Consider the following 16704-nt stretch of genomic DNA (forward strand, 5'->3'; position numbering starts at 1 on the left):
TGAAATGGGGCGAAAGTCTGTGGACTCTGTGTAAGACAGTACATGGTTTTTTAACTGTGGTATGCGACGGTGGTGGAAGCAGAAACTTAAATCGTGAGGTTTAGGAATCGCCGCACTTTTAGGGCGGCGAGGATGTCAAAATAAGAATAAGTAATGTAAATTTTCTTAGAATCAGCCCCCATGCGTGTAATTCTCATGACCGGTAAAGGAGGCGTGGGTAAAACCTCCGTCGCCGCCGCTACAGGACTCCGCTGCGCCGAACTTGGCTATAAAACCCTAGTTCTCAGCACCGATCCCGCTCACTCTCTCGCTGACAGTTTCGATCTCGAATTAGGTCACGATCCTCGTTTGGTACGTCCCCATCTTTGGGGGGCAGAATTAGATGCACTAATGGAATTAGAAGGCAACTGGGGCGCAGTAAAACGTTACATTACTCAGGTATTGCAAGCTAGGGGTTTAGATGGAGTGCAAGCGGAAGAATTAGCGATTTTACCCGGAATGGATGAGATTTTCGGCTTAGTTCGCATGAAACGCCATTACGATGAGGGTACTTATGATGTGTTGATTATCGATTCCGCACCCACGGGGACAGCTTTACGATTGCTGAGTTTGCCAGAAGTGGGCGGTTGGTACATGAGAAGATTTTACAAACCTTTACAGGGAATGTCGGTGGCATTGCGACCACTGGTGGAACCTTTTTTTCGACCGATCGTCGGTTTTTCCCTGCCGGACAAGGAAGTTATGGATGCTCCCTACGAGTTTTATGAGCAGATCGAGGCTTTAGAAAAGGTTTTGACCGATAATACTCAAACCTCGGTACGTTTGGTGACAAACCCCGAAAAAATGGTGATTAAGGAGTCTTTACGCGCCCATGCCTATCTAAGTCTCTATAATGTTTCCACCGATTTGATTATTGCCAATCGGATTATTCCCGACAAAGTAACCGATCCTTTCTTTGCTCGTTGGAAAGAAAATCAACAGGGTTATAAACAGGAAATTTACGATAATTTTCATCCTTTACCAGTTAAGGAAGTTCCTCTCTACTCCGAGGAAATGTGTGGTTTACCCGCTTTGGAAAGACTGAAAGAAACTCTTTTTGCTGGGGAAGATCCGACGAAGGTTTATTACCAAGAAAACACCATTCGGGTAGTTCAACAGGAAAATAATTACAGTCTGGAATTATATTTACCCGGCATACCCAAGGAACAGATACAACTCAATAAAACTGGAGATGAGTTAAATATTCGCATTGGGAATCACCGTCGTAATTTAGTCTTACCCCAAGCTTTAGCAGCCCTGAAACCTTCCGGAGCAAAAATGGAAGATGATTACCTGAAAATCTCTTTTAGCAACGTGGTGAAAGTGTAATTTCCCCAGAGTAGGTGGGGAAGTGGGAAGTGGGAAGTGGGGAAGTGGGGAATTTCAACTAAAACCCTAAAACCCCATCACCCCATCACCCCATCACCCCATCACCCTAAAACCCCATCACCCTAACACCAGACAATTGACTTTTTCAACAAACCCTACTGATGATTTTCCCAGAAAAATCAAGAGAGCAGTCTTTTTTCTAACCATGCCAGGACACTTTCAACATCTGCCACTTTTTCTCCTTCAGGTACAGGTGGACGTTGTATCATGACCACGGTTATTCCCAACTCTCTAGCGGCGATAATTTTGGCGTAGGTGGCATCACCGCCGCTATTTTTACTCACGATCGCCCCAATCTTATATTCTTGTAAAAGAGAGCGCTCTGACTGCAAGGAAAAAGGCCCCCGTTCCAATAATAATTTTCCAACCGGTACGATGGCATCTGGTTCCGGAGGGTCAATCATCCGCATCAAAAACCAGATATTTTTTAGATGTGCATAACTTGCCAGTTCTTGCCGACCAATAGTGAGAAATATCCGCGGCGCTAACCCAGGTAAAATATTCGCCGCAGCTTGATTGTTTTCTACTTCAATCCAATTATCTCCAGATACTTTTTCCCAGGCTGGACGACTTAACATTAATCGAGGAATACCACAATCTGAGGCGGCTTGAGCGGCATTAAAGGAAATTTGTGCGGCAAAGGGATGGGTAGCATCAATCAAACAATCAATGCCTTCTTGCCGCAGATAATTGGCTAACCCAGTGGCACCACCAAACCCCCCCCGACGAGAAGGAGTTGTGAGAGTAATCGGTTCTCTCGTGCGACCGGCAAAGGAAGCGATGGCATCTATACCCGGAATTGCCGCAATTTTAGCCGCTAATGCCGCCGCTTCCCCCGTTCCCCCTAAAATCAGCACTCTTTTATTTTTAGTCATCTAGCAATTGCCCAAAGGTTAACTAATTTTCCATCTTCTCACCGGCTCTCTTGGGTGGGTAAAGGAAGGAACCACAAAGACACAAAGAACACAAAGATCGATTAACCATCTCTGCCATTACTAGGGTTTTTAACGCCTACCTACTTAAGACTTTTGCTATAGTTCTAGAAGAGGGCTAAAAAAATAGCAAACTAAGGAAATTTCTCCTTTGCTAGTTTTGCCGTGAACAACTATGTTAAAAAAAGTCAATTATCTGCGATCGCTATCCTGTTTCCTCGCTATAATCCTCTGGAGTAGTCCTCTCGGGATTGACTCTAGCCTCGCGGTCAATGATAATTGTCAACTGTCCGAATCGGAAATCCAACAACAAGAAAATCTGCGTCAAACTTCCCCCCAAGAATATAACATTTTATTGCAGAAATATGCTGAACAATTGCGCTTTTGTCGTTCCCGACACTGGTTACAGGAACAAGCGATCTGGTTACGTCTCTACTCCTGTGATACCCGTCCAGGATCGATAGAAAGTATCCTCGATCGCATCGTGGCCAAAGGTTATAATATAGTTTATCTGGAAGTTTTTGCCGATGGTCAAGTCTTATTACCTCCTAACAATAATCCCACGGTTTGGGATAGCGTGATTAAAAATCCCGGTGCTGGAAATGTGGATTTATTAGCACAGGCGATTGAACAGGGACATAAACGCGGTTTAAAGGTGTATGCTTGGTTATTTAGCCTCAATTTTGGCTATGCTTATAGCTTAAAACCCGAGCGACAGGAGGTGTTAGCACGCAATGGTAAAGGACAGGATAGCACCTCTTTTGTCGATGATCGATCCCAAACTTTTGTCGATCCCTACAGTAATCAAGCGCGACAGGATTATTTAATTCTCCTAGAAGCCATTTTACAACGTCGTCCCGATGGAGTTTTATTTGATTATATTCGCTATCCGAGAGGAACAGGAGTCGATTCCGTGGCTGATGATGTCAAAGATTTATGGATTTTTAGTCCAGCATCCCGACAAGCTTTAATTAATCGAGGATTGAATAATAAGGGCAAATTTTTAATCGATCGCTATCTGACTCGTGGTCAAATTTCCCCCCATGATATCGTCGAAGCAGATCGCCTTTATCCCCAAGAAACCGCCCCTCTTTGGCAGGGTAGAATCCCCTTAGAAGAGGAGATGAAACAATCAGTTAAAAGTCGTTTTGATCGCCTCAAATTAGAACTTTGGTTCCTAGCGGTTGCCCATGCTGCCCAGGGTGTAATTGATTATATTAGTTATTTTTCTGCCCTAGTGGAACGTCAGGGAATTCCCGCCGGAGCAGTGTTTTTTCCCGATGGGAATCGTCTTGTGGGTAATCAAGGTTTTGATTCCCGTTTACAAGCTTGGGATAGTTTTCCCCCTTCCCTAGAATGGCATCCCATGTCCTACGCTAATTGTAACGATAGCACCTGTGTGGTTAATCAGATCAAAAGAGTAGTGGCAAGCGGGGGAAATCAAACTCCTGTTATCCCAGCTTTAGCGGGTTTATGGGGACAACCCTATAACAATCGTCCCTCCTTAGAAGTGCAAATGGAAGCGATTCGCCTAGCTTTTCCCAGCATAGATAGTATCAGTCATTTTGCTTTTTCTTGGCAAGAACCAGAATTCGATCGAGCCAGAAGATTTTGTCAAATGTAACCCCATTTACACCTCCACTTTCACTTCCTCTGTCTCTGTTTGTTCCTGTAGTGGGGGGACTATCAAAGGCGGCAGTTCCGGTTCGGCGGTGTTGAGAGTCGGTGTAATATCGACGTAGTTAATCACCGCCCCTAAAATTTTCACTTCCGCTTCTGTTAACTGGTCAGTGGCTTCACTCAAGAGACTAGAACGAGTTATGCCCTGGCGCGTTACCAGAATAATCCCGTCCGCTAGTTCTTCTAAGAGCAGCGCATCATTACAGCTAGACAGAGAAGGAGTATCGACAATCACCAGATCGAAACGGCCGCGAGAATCTTTGAGAATTAATTGTAATTCGCTCGATTCAATGATAGCTGCCGCTTGTTTTTGCGGACCGGGACTAGGCAAAATGGAAAGGTTTTCAATATTTGGGGCCAGCCGGATCGATTTACTTTTTGCCCCGTAGTAAAGTAGGGGTTCTCGGAAAGAATTGGGATCGGGAGTGACTCCGATTTCTTCGGCCTTAGAGGGACTTCTCAGATCTCCTTCTACTAAGAGAGTCCGTCGGCCCGCTAAAGATGCTGCGATCGCCAGATTATAGGCAGTGGCGGTTTTCCCCTCTCCGCCAGTAATACTGGTGACAACAACCACTTTCACCGTTTCGCCGCCGCCAACAAGTCGCAGGGTACTGCGTAAACGTTCGTAGTAGGGGAGATAATTGGCATTAGCATCGGCGAGAATCGGCTCGATTTCCTCGCCCTCTAAATTCCGGACAATGGGCAATTGTCCTAAGAGTAGTATATCCCGACTAACCAAAGCTTCCCGCAATTCTTGGGGACTGTGCAGGCGATCATCGATCACTGCTAACAGGAGAATCGTACCCAATCCGGCTAAAGTTCCCAAACCAGCACCCACCAAGAGAATCAAGGTACGATTCTTGCGGTTAAACACCTGTTCGATCGGTTGAGCAACCGGCGGTTGGGCGACGGTGAGACTACCCACGGTTTCCGCTTCTGCGGCCTGAGCATCCACCAGAGCATTAAGAATATTCTCGTAGATACCCCGTTGAAAGGCGACAGCTTGGGTTAAACGAGCTTGCTGTAGCTGTTTATCGGGGAATTTCTCGTATTGGGAGCGTAATTGCTGTTCCTGAGTCACCAAGGACTCTAATTGTTTCATTAAACCCTCGCGCTGGGTTTGCAGGGTGACTAATTGAGCCGCTAGTTGTTGACGGGTGGCATCGAGATTACTTTGCTGACGGATGCGACTGCTGGGAAGAGCGGTAAGAACGCCATCTTTTCCGATCACCTCGGCGGCTCTTTTTTGTAAGAGAGATTCGTTAACTTGCTGTTGTTTGCGTAATTTAACGACGGTGGGATGTTCGGGACGTAAATCCTTCTGTAGTCGCTCCAATTGGGCTTCCGTGTCCAAGAGCTGCGCTCGGATACTGGCAATAATCGGGTCGGCACTAAGGGCCGAGGAGGTGTAAGCTTGATCGGGGGTTAAATCGAGTTGTTTACTCAGACTATCAATTTGTCCTTGAATGCCTTGCAGTTCTAGGCGAATTTCTCGCTGTTGCTGTTGACTACTGGTGATAGCGGTGAATAAACTCCCGTCTTGAATCGCCAATAAATCTGAACCCTGGGTACTAATGTAGCGATAAAACTTTTCTTCGGCTCTGGTTAAATCTTTTTGGACTTCTTTGAGTCGGACACTGAGAGCTTCTATGCGGGCGCGTAACTGGGAAGTATTCAGCCAGCGACTGTATTCCACCATTTCCTTCATCAAGGTTTCGAGAATTAACTCCGCCTTGGACTGGGAGTCGGCCGTTAACTCTAAAAGTACCTCTTGGGGTTGGTCGGTTTCTCGAGACCGATTGCTATTATTGTTTTGTCCCTCCACTTCACCGGGGAAGGTGATTTTTAAATCTTGATCGCGAATTTTAACCATCTGTTCCTGATTAAATTGCAATTTTTTGGCCGCATTGACCAATACCCGGGGAGACAGCAGTAAATCGCGATCAATAGCCCGCCCTTGTTCTTGCAGTTGGGTTCCTGTACTGGTAAAAGCCGGCGGCGGCACCCGGTAGGCCAATTGTCCCACCGCCCGATAAAAGGTGGGGGGTTTCTCAGGATCGGGTAGGAAAGCAAAGATCACAGAACCGCCTAAACAGACGAGGAAGACGAATATTCCCACAAATTTGTTCTGATCTAGCGAGATGAGAAATCGTTTTACAATTGGTAGAGCCATAGCTTTTTAATATATTCCCAGATTCTTTACATTTTAGCGGTCAAGAGTTATTCTCGGCCTTGAAATCCTAGCTTATGAAGTTGTGTTAAGGAGTGAAGGGAGCCAGTTGCCCCTCAATTATCGGAAGTTATCGAATTGATTGCTAATGTTGAGAATTGTATTGGTAAAACTGGAAAGATCGCGGATGGGTTGAGTAATGATATTAAAAGCGGCGAAAATTTCCCCCAATAGGGTGCGGGTGACGATAATTACGTCTTGATCTTCTAAGGGAACATTTTGGGAGATATCCCCCCTAACTGCCGCTATCGGACTCAAAGTTTGACTAACAACTCCCCCTTTGGCACTGTCAAAACGGAGCAGGGACACTTCATTGACATTAATCCGCAGGCGATCGGAAACCGGTAAACTAGCCACCACATCGAGGAAGGTACTGCCACTGGGAATCGAAACATTTCTCAGGGAAATTCCCGAAGGAAGTGAGGGAGCTAAAACCCTGATGGTAATATTCTGCTGGGTGAGGGTGGTTCTAGCCACCAGGGTGCGATTATATCCCGTTTCTTGGCCTACTTCCAGCTTGGAAACAATCACCGCATCGCCCCCTTGCAGACGCAGATCTGGCAAGCGGTCTCCTTTAACTAAGGGAGTATAAAGGTCAAGTTTCTCCTCTAATACTGTACCATCGACTAAAACCCGACGGACAACGATCGAACGCAGATCTGCTCTGGGGGTGCCGCCACCCGCCGCCAAAAGTACCTGCGCTAGGGGAGTATTAGGAGCAACACTATAAAACCCCGGTCGCTGTACCTCTCCCAGAATGGTTAACTGGACGGGACGGGCAGTGGTTAAAACAGCAATCACTTCCGGTTCCTCCCGCAGGTATTTTCGCCCCAATTCGAGGCGGATCTTAGTTTGCACTTCGTCTAAAGTCAAGCCCAGCACCGGAATACGCCCTAAAATCGGCACCAGAAAATTCCCATCGGGATCCACTGGCCCCGTGGAATTAAATTCGGGAAAATCGGGAACCGAGACAGTAATTTGATCGCCGATATCAAGTCGATAGGCCTGAATTTGTCGGGATTGGGAATTATTGGGAGAGTAAGCCGGTGGACTATAGCCGGTAGGGGGAATCGTGTTTTCAGGAAAGGTGGGATTAGGCGGTTCGGGGGGCAAAAATTCCAACCCAGTTCCGGGTTGAGTCTGGGGTATGGACAAAGAACCCTGGGCCTTGAGGCTCTCGGAGGGAATTACCCAGAAGAACCCTGTCAGACTAAACCCTGATAAGGCTATGGCCCCGGTTCTGAAGAAACTAACTGGCAAAAACTTGTTGAGCATTGGTGGAATCATACAGACAGATATATCAATTTATTTTCTGAGAGTTATCTAGTGGGAGAGGAACAAAGAAGCCATTAAGGACTAGAAAAGTGCCTTGAGCTAGTTTTTTCAAAGAGATGGTTGGGAGCAGCAAAATCACTTTTCTTTTTTGGTCTCAGGCAGAGAAGTTAATTGACTTAAGACATTTTGTTCTAAGTAACTTTGAACTTCCGCGGCGAGATTGAGAGCAAAGGGAGTGAGAGTTTGCAGTTCTTTCGTCGGTTCTAAGGGAATCAGCAAGGAAACGGCTATCCAGGGTACTCTCTGTCTTTTTAATTGCGCCCATTGGTCAAGCCAATACCAAACAGAGGGATCGTAATGACCACCACCTAGCCAAGCATACCATTGCACCACGGCAAAGGTATTTTGTGTCCAAGCACGATAGAATCTGGCCGTGGCCTTTCCTCCCGACTGGGTGGGAATTGATAGCTCGGTTGTTTCCCCCTGATTCCAATGACTAATCGAATTGATATCCGACCATTCTAATCCCGGTTGATTTTTATAGTAGTCCTGTGGCTTTAAAAGCACGGTGATCCTCTTGCCATCGGGACTTTCCACCACTTGTACCGACCATTTTCCCTCACCGATTTGGCCTTGGCTCTGGTCGATGGTTTTCAGGTCAGACAACTCGACTCCCGATTTTCGGATGACCTGCATTTTCTGAATATTAGCGATTCTCGGTTGATCTGCCCAAGACCAATGGCCAGAAATTAAATTGGGCAGGATACCGCCTAAAATCAACAGCAGCAGCAGGCACAACAGCAGTAAATAATTACCCGGGAGCTTTTTTTTGACTTTATCTAACACTAAAGTTACCTCGGCTGGAATTTTTTGACTAATCATCCTGGTTACTTTCCCCTTGAGCTAGGGACTGTTTCTTGACCGCCTCGCGATACTGCATGATTTGGAAGACCAAAAAGATGAGTAATAACATAAAGACGGAGTATAAATCACCCCCCCAGCTATCGTGGAGTAATTTAAAGTTTTCCTCTTGTCCTGTGCCGTGAAACCAAGCTAAAAGCGCGTTACGAATAATATTAGCCCCGACACTAATTCCAAAGGCACTGAGGAGCATAAAGCGGGTTTTACGACCGTTTTCGATGGTATCAGTCCAATGGAGCAGCAGCAGGGTGACGTAAAGACTGGTGAATAACATTTTCAGCCCCGCACAGTAGGGAGCGACTTCCACCATCCTACCTTCCACCGCTATATAGACACCGTCAACGGAGACATCTAAGCCTGCTTGCTGGAGAATAAAACCAGCGCAAGCAGCAATAAAAACCTGTAGGGGTAGGGTATAGGGAGTGATCAGGTAGGGTATGGGATTAGGAGTCGCTAAAGCTGTTAAAAGTAGGGGAAATCCCTGTAATTTAAAACCTTCCGTTCCTTTTAACCAGAGACAGATTCCCGCTAAAATAATCGGGAAAGACATACTAACCCAAAGAGAGGAACCGAGGAGATAAAAAATCGCTCCTAGGGTTAACAAAAACGCTCCGAGGGGATGGGAGCGATCTTCGAGGCGTTGCCATTTTTTGCGATTCTGCCAGACAATATAGGCGGCGTAGGGAAGGCCAATCAAGCCGTGGCTAAAGTATTCGTGTTCGATGCTGATCGATTTATTCAGCCAACCATCATACCAATGAAAGATCACCGGACCATAGATAACCGCCAAGAAACCGATAATCAGCCAAGATTGCCGATTTTTCTGGGAGACGGGGGATAGGGAAGGACTAATACCCATAGGACAGAGCGATTTAGTGACAAATTCTGAATTTATGTTACCCGATGATCGCAGTGATCTGTTCAACCACGATGTCAATTTGCTCCTCGCTGATACCGGGGTACATGGGCAGAGAGACAATTTCTTCACAGAGAGTCTCTGCATGAGGAAAGTCTCCCTGTTGATAACCCAGGTAGCGATAGGCCGGTTGCAGATGACAAGGAATCGGATAATGAATGCCGGTTTGAATACCGACGGCAGTTAATTGTTCTTGTAGTTGTTGGCGAGGGACGGGACAATGGGCAAGGAGGCGAATAACGTAGAGATGATAGACATGACCGGTCTCGGTTTCGTCTCCTATGGGTAAAATGCCCTTATCGGCTAAAGGAGCCAAAAGCCGGTCGTATTGTCTTGCCGCTCGCTGACGGGCCCGATTCCAGCCTTCCAGATGGGGTAATTTAACATTTAAAATGGCGGCTTGTATGCTGTCTAAACGGCTATTAGTGCCGATATCGGTGTGAAAATACTTGCTCGGTGCGCCATAATTTCTTAAACTACGGGCTTTTTGGCTAATTTCGGGATCATTGCTCACTAACATTCCGCCATTGCCAAAAGCACCTAAATTTTTACTGGGATAAAAACTAAACCCCGCCGCCACACCGACACTGCCGGCGCGATAACCTTCTCTACTGGCTAAATGGGCCTGGGCCGCATCTTCAAAGATGGTCAGATTATGGCTGCGGGCAAAATCCTCTAATTGTTGGGGTGATACCATCTGTCCGTACAGGTGTACGGGTAGAATGGCGCGGGTGTTGGGGGTAATTTTTTGGGCGGCCGCCGCGAGGTCAATTAAGGCCGTATCGAGGTGACAATCAACTAAAACTGGTTTGGCTCCCGCTTGAATAACACCCATGAGGGTAGCGACAAAGGTATTAGCGGGGACTAGCACTTCATCCCCGGCACCGATGCCGTAAGCTTGTAAAGCCAGGGCAAGAGCAGCAGTGCCAGAAGCTACTCCCACAGCATACTCGACTCCGCAAGCTTGGGCAAAGGCGGTTTCAAATTCGGCTAAAGCTTGGCCTAAAACAAAATCTCCTCGGTCGATAACTGTTTGGATTGCCTCGGCAATTTTTGCTTGTAGGGGCTGATTTTGCCAAGTTAAATCAACAAAGGGAACTTTGATTAAATGGGAATTCATCTATTGCTTGTTTAGGGAGATATTATTAAGTATTCAAGAGACTAGCATAGGTTTGATCAAGTTGTCTAGATTTGTAGGCTCTCTTGTCCTTGTGTTCTTTGTGCCTCTGTGGTTTATCCTTAATCCTTCTGGGATAACCTGAGAAAAAGTATAGGCTAGGCTAGATTCTAACCCAGCTAAACCAAGAGAGCCGATTGGTATTCAGGGGGTTTGGCCTTGACTTGGCCAAAAGAATCAAGTTGACTGCCTAGCTATTTATTTTTGCCGCCAAACTTTGAAGATAATTACTAAGTGGGTGGGTGGAATTAAATATAAGATGAACGTAGGTTGGGTTGAAGCATGAAACCCAACGCCTCAACGGATTTAGTATAAGAAGTTAAGAACGGGAAAAGGCCAAGAGTTTTCCCGGTTTGATAAAAAGAGAGATTAATATTAAATATTTGTAAACTTTTTCGCCTAAGTTACCTTTTTGTGGTATGCAAATCTTTACTGCTCCGATTTGGGGGTTTCTTGGGAAGTGTCATCGTTGTTGGTTTCTCGCTGGGGACTTGCGCTTTGATAATGTACCATTTATGGCTTGTCTGATTCTTCTACAGAGCGACTGTCTGGCTGGGATATTATTCCTACGCAGGTCCCCTGGGTTATTGCTGAGGTCGAGCCTTTGCAGAGAGGTAAGTCGAGCGAGCGCTTCTGGAATCTCCCTGATTCGGTTATAGCTGAGGTCGAGGTCTTGCAGAGAGGTAAGTCGAGCGAGCGCTTCTGGAATCTCCCTGATTTGGTTATTGTAGAGGTAGAGGTTTTGCAGGGGGGTGAGTTGAGCGAGCGCTTCTGGTATCTCGCTGATTTGGTTATTGTTGAGGTAGAGGTATTGCAGGGAGGTGAGTTGAGCGAGCGCTTCTGGTATCTCCCTGATTTGGTTATTGTTGAGGTAGAGGTATTGCAGGGAGGTGAGTTGAGCGATTTCGGGGGGAATTTCTGTTAAGTTTCTGCCGTACAGATGTAACGCTCCTTTGTCCTTTGCCTGTTGAATTAACTCTAATACTTCCCGTGCTGTCATTGACCATCCCCCCGCTACTATATTTACTCCATTTTGGCAAAAGATCCAGTTAATACAACTGGTTGAGACCTCATCAGCTTGAGTTGAGTTTCTGGAGAGTGAACTGAAAACTCGCATCTGATAAGCTGCCCGCGCATTTAAATTGCTTGTTGAGACGAGGCAAGAGGCAACCCCCCCAACCCCCCCGACATCGGGGGGGCAAGAGGTAAGACCCCCTCGACATCGGGGGGCAAGGGGGGGTCAGCTAATCTAAGCATAGGCGGTTAAGATACGTCTTAGCTTAACCGATAACTGAGTGACTAAAGTTGAGAATTCCCTTAAGATAAAGTAAATAAGTGTAAAGAAACTGAAAGTTAGCCTACACCCTTGCTGAAAAAATTCTCATTGTCTAGAAGTGCTATGCTCAATCGTTTTTGCCGAGGAATCTCGATCGCTCTTGTCATTGGTGTCATTAGCTGTCTGGGTTGGATTATCTGCCCAAATCAAGCTCTAGCGGTGAATAATCCCGAATTACTGCCCAATGAAACCACTCCGATCGTTGATTTAGCCAATTATCTACCCGCAAAACAGGAAGAGGCATTAATCCAAGATATCGAGACATTTCAAGGGGAAACCGGCTGGAAAATGCGAGTTTTAACCCAATATGACCGCAGCCCCGGCCGAGCAGTGATTAATTTCTGGGGATTGGATGATAAAAGTATTCTCCTAGTGGCCGATGGTCGCGGCGGTAATCTACTATCTTTTAGTATTGGTGATGCCGTCTATGAATTTTTACCCCGCACTTTTTGGATCGAATTACAGGCCCGTTTCGGTAATATGTATTTTGTCCGGGAAAATGGCGAAAATAATGCGATCGTACAATCCTTAGACACGGTAAAAGGCTGTTTAGTTAAAGGTGGTTGTGCGGTGGTCCCCGGTTTACCGAGGGAACAGTGGATTTTAACTTTAATTACCTCAATTGTCGGCGGTTTAGTCTTCGGTTTTGCCGGTATTCCTCGCAAAGAAGGACAGGTTTTCGCTTGGCAATGGGTTTTAATTGTCTCTCCCCTCTGGTTTATCCTCTTTGTTGCTTTTGGCATCGGACCGGTGGTTACTCGCACCAGTGAATTACTGCCCCTTTTCCGCAATTTAATCGGTTTTACCCTTGGAATTTTAGTCGCCTATCTTTCCCCTCGTTTTAATTCCCTCAACGCCTCAAAAACCTAAAAATTAGCGGCTTTTCAGTGATCAGTAATCAGTAATCAGTGAAAAGAAAGTAGCGAAGTTTTTACCTATAAGGGACTTGCGTGGGAATAATATCCCAATCGATCGGAGGGCGCAAGCATTGCGCCCCTACAGTAACGGATTTTGTCCACAATGTAGGGGCGAACTGCGTTCGCCCAAAAGGTACATTATCAAAGCGCAAGTCCCTAACGGATAGCTGACGGCAGCCCCTTATGGTTCGATCGATCTAGCTCTGTTACAATTAGAAACATTGTGGAGTGAGTGAGATAACGTTTATGTGGGTCAATACTCAAAGTGAGATTATTAGTAAGGTTTTGCCGCCAGCAGTACGTCTGTTCTTGAGAACACAAGTAGAACAGATAGAAGATTTAGAAATGCAGCTGCAAGGTCATGATCGGCAAATTTTGCGCGGTTACATCCCCGGGGTATTTTTAGCCGTAGGAAAAGCGATTTATCAGGGTTTACATCTAGGTAAAGCGCAATTAAGAGGGGAAAATATTCGTCTTAATATCGGGCAGGTTTTGCGAGGGAAACCCCTAAAAATTTTGGAACCTATTCGGGTTAGCGGTGAGGTGGAAATTAACGAGCAGGATTTAAATAATTCGATCGCCTCGACTATTTTAGTTAATGCTTTTGCCGATTTACTAATTTTTTCCCTAGAAAATAACGGAATTGTTAACGCCAGAGAAATTATCTCACAACAGCGTTTTAACTGGAAAAATGTTCTCCTAAATCAGGGTTATTTCTCTCTTCTCGGCCATAGAGAAACGGGTGCGGAAGTAATTTTTAGCGCTGATATTACCTTAAAAGATGCCCGCACTTTAGGGATTAGTCCCCGACAATGGCAAGGTTTAGCCCCAGATTTATCTATTGATTTGCAACCCTTTACCGTCGATTTAGGCAAAGATGTGGAGATTAAATCTTTTATTCTCGAAGATCAAACTCTTTTCTGTCAGGGAAGTTTTTTGATTTTACCTTAACAATAAACGGGATGATTCTGGTGGGTTAACTTAGTTTAACCCCCCTAATTAGGGCTTGCTGAATAAATCTAAAAACCTTGTTAGATTAAGGCTTTTTCAGGGGGAAAATTCACACCCCACACCCTACACCCCACACCCCACACCCTGCCCCCACCAACAAACTTTTTCAGCAGACCCTAATTATTACCCCGGATTCTGTGCAATTAAAATAATTGTTTGCATTAGTCCGACTAGAAGACCGAGAATCCCACCAAGATTAACAATTCCCTGTAATTCCTGTTTAACAATGCCTTGAATAGCATTTTCCAGATCAGCAGGGGAAGTAGCATTTACCCGATCGCGGATCACTTGATCGATATTGAGAATTGGGATAATTTGGGCGACTAATTTCTCTAAATCTTCCTCTAGATAACGCTCTAAAATTAACGCTAACTCTTGACTAATTACCCCTAATGATGTAGTCATTGACCCCGAAGATTGCAGACGATTAATAATTAAATTAGCGATTTGATGCCAGTCGATCGTTTGTCCAAAATCTTGCAAAAATTGTTCGCCACTTTCTTGAATATAAATTCGCACCGTGTCTCTGGTGGTTTTCCGCAATTGTCTGACGGTGGAGATAGGTAAATTTTGTAAAGAGATACTTTGTAACCAGTTTTTCAGACGATTACGCATCTCTAAAGATAGTAATAATTCTTTGATTCTGGTATTAGCTAAATCCTTTTCATCAAGGCAAAAAGTGCGTAAGCGAGCGAGGGCATTGCGTAAACCAAATAAATTGGCTACTACCCAATAGGTTCCACTGGTTTTTTCCCGAAATCCTTCATCGATAACCTGAATATTGCGATCGGTTAAAAAATCGATTAAAGCTAGACGGATAACATCGGGGGGTAGGACAGTTTCTAATAGCCAATCGGAGAATTGTCGCGCCTGTTGTTCACTGAGAGAAAATTCCAAGACTAGGCGATCAAAAATTTGATTGATCTGTTTTTCTAAAAAGTCCTGTCGTCGGGCTAAAACTTTGAGTAATCTCGCTAAAGATTCCCCGAATAAATCGTGAAGAATCGCCGCCAAAATCTCGGCCGTTTTTGCTTGCCGATCGCCTTTGATTTGTTTTAAAGCTAATTGTAACAGCCAGAGTATCGCCCCCTGTACCCTTTCGGTGTCGAGGAGTCGTTTAGCCAGTTTTTGTAGTTCCTCGGGGGTTAACAGGGAACCCATGATCGTATCCGATACCCGGACAGCTAATCGATCTTGATTGCGAGGAATTAGCCCCGGGGTGAAGGGAAGAGGACGCTTACCGATATAAATCGCTTTGTAGGGACGAAATAGCATTTTTATGGCTACATCGTTCGTAAAATAGCCAATAATTGCCCCCGCGATCGGCGGTAATATCCATGTCCAAAGAGTAGGGAGATTCAATTTAGCAGCAAAAAATAAACGGAAATGTCAGTAGGTTATTTCTTCAAGACTAACACTCCCATCAGTCCTGCTAGGAGTGGATAGTGAACAGCGCTGGAAAATCCCGACTGATAGCCTAATTTTACCTGTTCTCGGCCCTGGGGAAAGCGATCGATACTGGGACTAATATAAGCGTACTGGTCAGTTAAACCGTAGCGCTCGGCAGCGGGAACGACGATATGATCGAGATACCAGTTTTGGAATAATTTGGCGATGGTTTCGGTGGGTTGATGGAAGTCCAGAATCGCCGCTTTAGCGCCCGGTTTCAGGACTCGGTATAATTCCCCCAAACATTGGGCAATATCCACCACATTGCGTAATCCATAGCCAATAGTGGCACAATCAAAGCTAGAATCGGCAAAGGGTAAATTGAGGGCATCTCCTTCCATCCAGTTAATATTAGTGGCGCTAAAACGTTGACGGGCGATTTTTAATTGTTGTGGGGAAAAATCTAGTCCGATCACTTGGCCGGTTTTACCCACTTGTTTTGATAATAGGTTAGTTAGGTCGCCGCTACCACAACAGACATCGAGGGCAAAATCGCCTTTTTCGGGTTGACACCACTTGACTGTCATTAATTTCCAGACGCGGTGTAATCCTAAACTTAATTCTTGATTAAGTCGGTCATATTCGGGAGCGATCTGATCAAAAATTGCCTGTATTTCTGTGGAGTTAGGTGAGGATTGATTGGACATTTTTTTAACGGAGGCAGGGGGCAGGGGGCAGGAGGCCGTTTTTGTAACGGGGATTTATGGCCCGCTCCAAAAACTTTTCGCCTTAAAAGTCGAGGTTTTAGACCCGATTTTTTCGATAATATAGCATCAGAGAAAATCCCAGATCAAGTTATACCATTCTATCCTATCTGCGCCCACGGGGATAAGCTGTTGACCATCCACAGCAGTTATCTTCATGGTGGGCAACAGTAGCTTAAGTAGCTGGTTATAATTAAATTAAAAATGGATTTTAGGTTCGATCCTCCCTTAATCCCCCCTTAATCCTAGGGTTGATTCATAGTAGGGTTGATTCATGAATCAACCCTACCTTGATAAGCTATCCATTAGTCACATCTTTCTTAACATAAAATTTGACAAAAAGAGAAAAGTGTGCAATATGGCTCAAGGGGGTTCTATGGGGGGACCAATTTGATGAGATAGTTTCCAAGTCTGGCTAATATCATGTTACCTTCCCAGTCCCAACCAAATAGTTTTAACACCTGGTTCACCGTCGCCTTTTCTACCTAAAAACCCCCCAAGAGAAGCAATCATTCTGACCGCTTCTCGAAAGGAGGGCGGCTTTTCAGGTGGCGGACTCTTTTTATGAATAGTGGCACACAAAGATTGCCATTCATGTTCTTCCAAAAAACTTTCACAACTCTCCTCTCCGTGTAAGCGTGCTTGATAGGTTAACCAAAGTAATCTCCAAGCTACAATTGAATAGGTAGCTAAAGCCATCTCAATTCTCCGACCCGTTTCTAATTGCA

General features: G+C 45.4%; 13 protein-coding genes and 1 pseudogene. 4 read left to right on the forward strand and 10 right to left on the reverse strand.

What is annotated here, in order from left to right:
• The first annotated feature begins 180 nt into the window (after positions 1 to 180).
• Positions 181 to 1368 (forward strand): TRC40/GET3/ArsA family transport-energizing ATPase, encoded by a 1188-nt coding sequence (locus IM515_RS00985; RefSeq protein WP_002769910.1) that lies wholly within the window; start codon positions 181 to 183, stop codon positions 1366 to 1368.
• 179 nt (positions 1369 to 1547) lie between these two features.
• Here the strand turns inward: IM515_RS00985 and IM515_RS00990 are convergent, their stop codons facing one another.
• The gene (locus IM515_RS00990; protein ID WP_287630575.1) at positions 1548 to 2303 is read right to left on the reverse strand and encodes a cobalt-precorrin-6A reductase; all 756 of its coding nucleotides are present in this window, start codon (positions 2301 to 2303) and stop codon (positions 1548 to 1550) included.
• Positions 2304 to 2535: 232 nt separating this feature from the next.
• On the opposite strand from IM515_RS00990, the gene IM515_RS00995 reads away from it, so the two are divergent.
• Positions 2536 to 3984 carry a family 10 glycosylhydrolase gene (locus tag IM515_RS00995; protein ID WP_287630574.1) on the forward strand — a complete coding sequence of 483 codons (1449 nt, stop codon included), beginning with the start codon at positions 2536 to 2538 and terminating at the stop codon, positions 3982 to 3984.
• Positions 3985 to 3990: 6 nt separating this feature from the next.
• Here IM515_RS00995 and IM515_RS01000 read toward each other — a convergent pair whose 3' ends face one another.
• The 6 genes from IM515_RS01000 to IM515_RS01025 all read right to left on the reverse strand — a co-directional run bounded on the left by IM515_RS01000 (position 3991) and on the right by IM515_RS01025 (position 11559).
• Positions 3991 to 6213 carry a GumC family protein gene (locus IM515_RS01000; protein ID WP_287630573.1) on the reverse strand — a complete coding sequence of 741 codons (2223 nt, stop codon included), beginning with the start codon at positions 6211 to 6213 and terminating at the stop codon, positions 3991 to 3993.
• Between the two features lie 117 nt (positions 6214 to 6330).
• Entirely contained in the window at positions 6331 to 7545 is a 1215-nt protein-coding gene (locus tag IM515_RS01005; RefSeq protein WP_287630572.1) for a polysaccharide biosynthesis/export family protein, read from the reverse strand.
• A gap of 135 nt (positions 7546 to 7680) precedes the next feature.
• The gene (locus tag IM515_RS01010) at positions 7681 to 8427 is read right to left on the reverse strand and encodes a cyanoexosortase B system-associated protein (protein WP_287630571.1); all 747 of its coding nucleotides are present in this window, start codon (positions 8425 to 8427) and stop codon (positions 7681 to 7683) included.
• A complete protein-coding gene (gene crtB, locus IM515_RS01015) occupies positions 8420 to 9325 on the reverse strand; it encodes a cyanoexosortase B (RefSeq protein ID WP_287630570.1) in 906 nt (301 codons plus the stop codon). The genes IM515_RS01010 and crtB overlap by 8 nt, the downstream gene beginning before the upstream one ends.
• A 37-nt stretch (positions 9326 to 9362) precedes the next feature.
• A complete protein-coding gene (locus tag IM515_RS01020; protein WP_287630569.1) occupies positions 9363 to 10502 on the reverse strand; it encodes a DegT/DnrJ/EryC1/StrS family aminotransferase in 1140 nt (379 codons plus the stop codon).
• Between the two features lie 520 nt (positions 10503 to 11022).
• Complete coding sequence (locus IM515_RS01025; RefSeq protein ID WP_287630568.1) at positions 11023 to 11559, reverse strand: leucine-rich repeat domain-containing protein; 537 nt, start codon at positions 11557 to 11559, stop codon at positions 11023 to 11025.
• A 399-nt stretch (positions 11560 to 11958) separates the two neighbouring features.
• Between IM515_RS01025 and IM515_RS01030 the strand changes: the two genes are divergently transcribed.
• Entirely contained in the window at positions 11959 to 12765 is an 807-nt protein-coding gene (locus tag IM515_RS01030) for a TPM domain-containing protein (RefSeq protein WP_002790638.1), read from the forward strand.
• 293 nt (positions 12766 to 13058) lie between these two features.
• Positions 13059 to 13763 carry an LmeA family phospholipid-binding protein gene (locus IM515_RS01035; protein ID WP_193960574.1) on the forward strand — a complete coding sequence of 235 codons (705 nt, stop codon included), beginning with the start codon at positions 13059 to 13061 and terminating at the stop codon, positions 13761 to 13763.
• Positions 13764 to 13946: 183 nt separating this feature from the next.
• On the opposite strand, the gene IM515_RS01040 is transcribed toward IM515_RS01035, so the two are convergent.
• From IM515_RS01040 to IM515_RS01050, 3 genes and pseudogenes are all read right to left on the reverse strand, one after another.
• Positions 13947 to 15185 carry a DUF445 domain-containing protein gene (locus IM515_RS01040; protein WP_287630567.1) on the reverse strand — a complete coding sequence of 413 codons (1239 nt, stop codon included), beginning with the start codon at positions 15183 to 15185 and terminating at the stop codon, positions 13947 to 13949.
• Between the two features lie 35 nt (positions 15186 to 15220).
• Entirely contained in the window at positions 15221 to 15919 is a 699-nt protein-coding gene (gene ubiE, locus IM515_RS01045; RefSeq protein ID WP_002788706.1) for a bifunctional demethylmenaquinone methyltransferase/2-methoxy-6-polyprenyl-1,4-benzoquinol methylase UbiE, read from the reverse strand.
• Positions 15920 to 16339: 420 nt separating this feature from the next.
• Positions 16340 to 16704 (reverse strand): annotated as a pseudogene (locus tag IM515_RS01050) (IS4 family transposase); the annotation flags it as partial.

The sequence above is a fragment of the Microcystis sp. M44BS1 genome (assembly GCF_020244875.1).
Classification (GTDB): domain Bacteria; phylum Cyanobacteriota; class Cyanobacteriia; order Cyanobacteriales; family Microcystaceae; genus Microcystis; species Microcystis panniformis.

Excerpts from the sequence above, each read along its gene's own strand:
- IM515_RS00985 (WP_002769910.1), top strand. The coding sequence starts at position 181 with ATGCGTGTAATTCTCATGACCGGTAAAGGAGGCGTGGGTAAAACCTCC.
- IM515_RS00990 (WP_287630575.1), bottom strand. The coding sequence starts at position 2,303 with ATGACTAAAAATAAAAGAGTGCTGATTTTAGGGGGAACGGGGGAAGCG.
- IM515_RS00995 (WP_287630574.1), top strand. The coding sequence starts at position 2,536 with ATGTTAAAAAAAGTCAATTATCTGCGATCGCTATCCTGTTTCCTCGCT.
- IM515_RS01000 (WP_287630573.1), bottom strand. The coding sequence starts at position 6,213 with ATGGCTCTACCAATTGTAAAACGATTTCTCATCTCGCTAGATCAGAAC.
- IM515_RS01005 (WP_287630572.1), bottom strand. The coding sequence starts at position 7,545 with ATGCTCAACAAGTTTTTGCCAGTTAGTTTCTTCAGAACCGGGGCCATA.
- IM515_RS01010 (WP_287630571.1), bottom strand. The coding sequence starts at position 8,427 with ATGATTAGTCAAAAAATTCCAGCCGAGGTAACTTTAGTGTTAGATAAA.
- crtB (WP_287630570.1), bottom strand. The coding sequence starts at position 9,325 with ATGGGTATTAGTCCTTCCCTATCCCCCGTCTCCCAGAAAAATCGGCAA.
- IM515_RS01020 (WP_287630569.1), bottom strand. The coding sequence starts at position 10,502 with ATGAATTCCCATTTAATCAAAGTTCCCTTTGTTGATTTAACTTGGCAA.
- IM515_RS01025 (WP_287630568.1), bottom strand. The coding sequence starts at position 11,559 with ATGACAGCACGGGAAGTATTAGAGTTAATTCAACAGGCAAAGGACAAA.
- IM515_RS01030 (WP_002790638.1), top strand. The coding sequence starts at position 11,959 with ATGCTCAATCGTTTTTGCCGAGGAATCTCGATCGCTCTTGTCATTGGT.
- IM515_RS01035 (WP_193960574.1), top strand. The coding sequence starts at position 13,059 with ATGTGGGTCAATACTCAAAGTGAGATTATTAGTAAGGTTTTGCCGCCA.
- ubiE (WP_002788706.1), bottom strand. The coding sequence starts at position 15,919 with ATGTCCAATCAATCCTCACCTAACTCCACAGAAATACAGGCAATTTTT.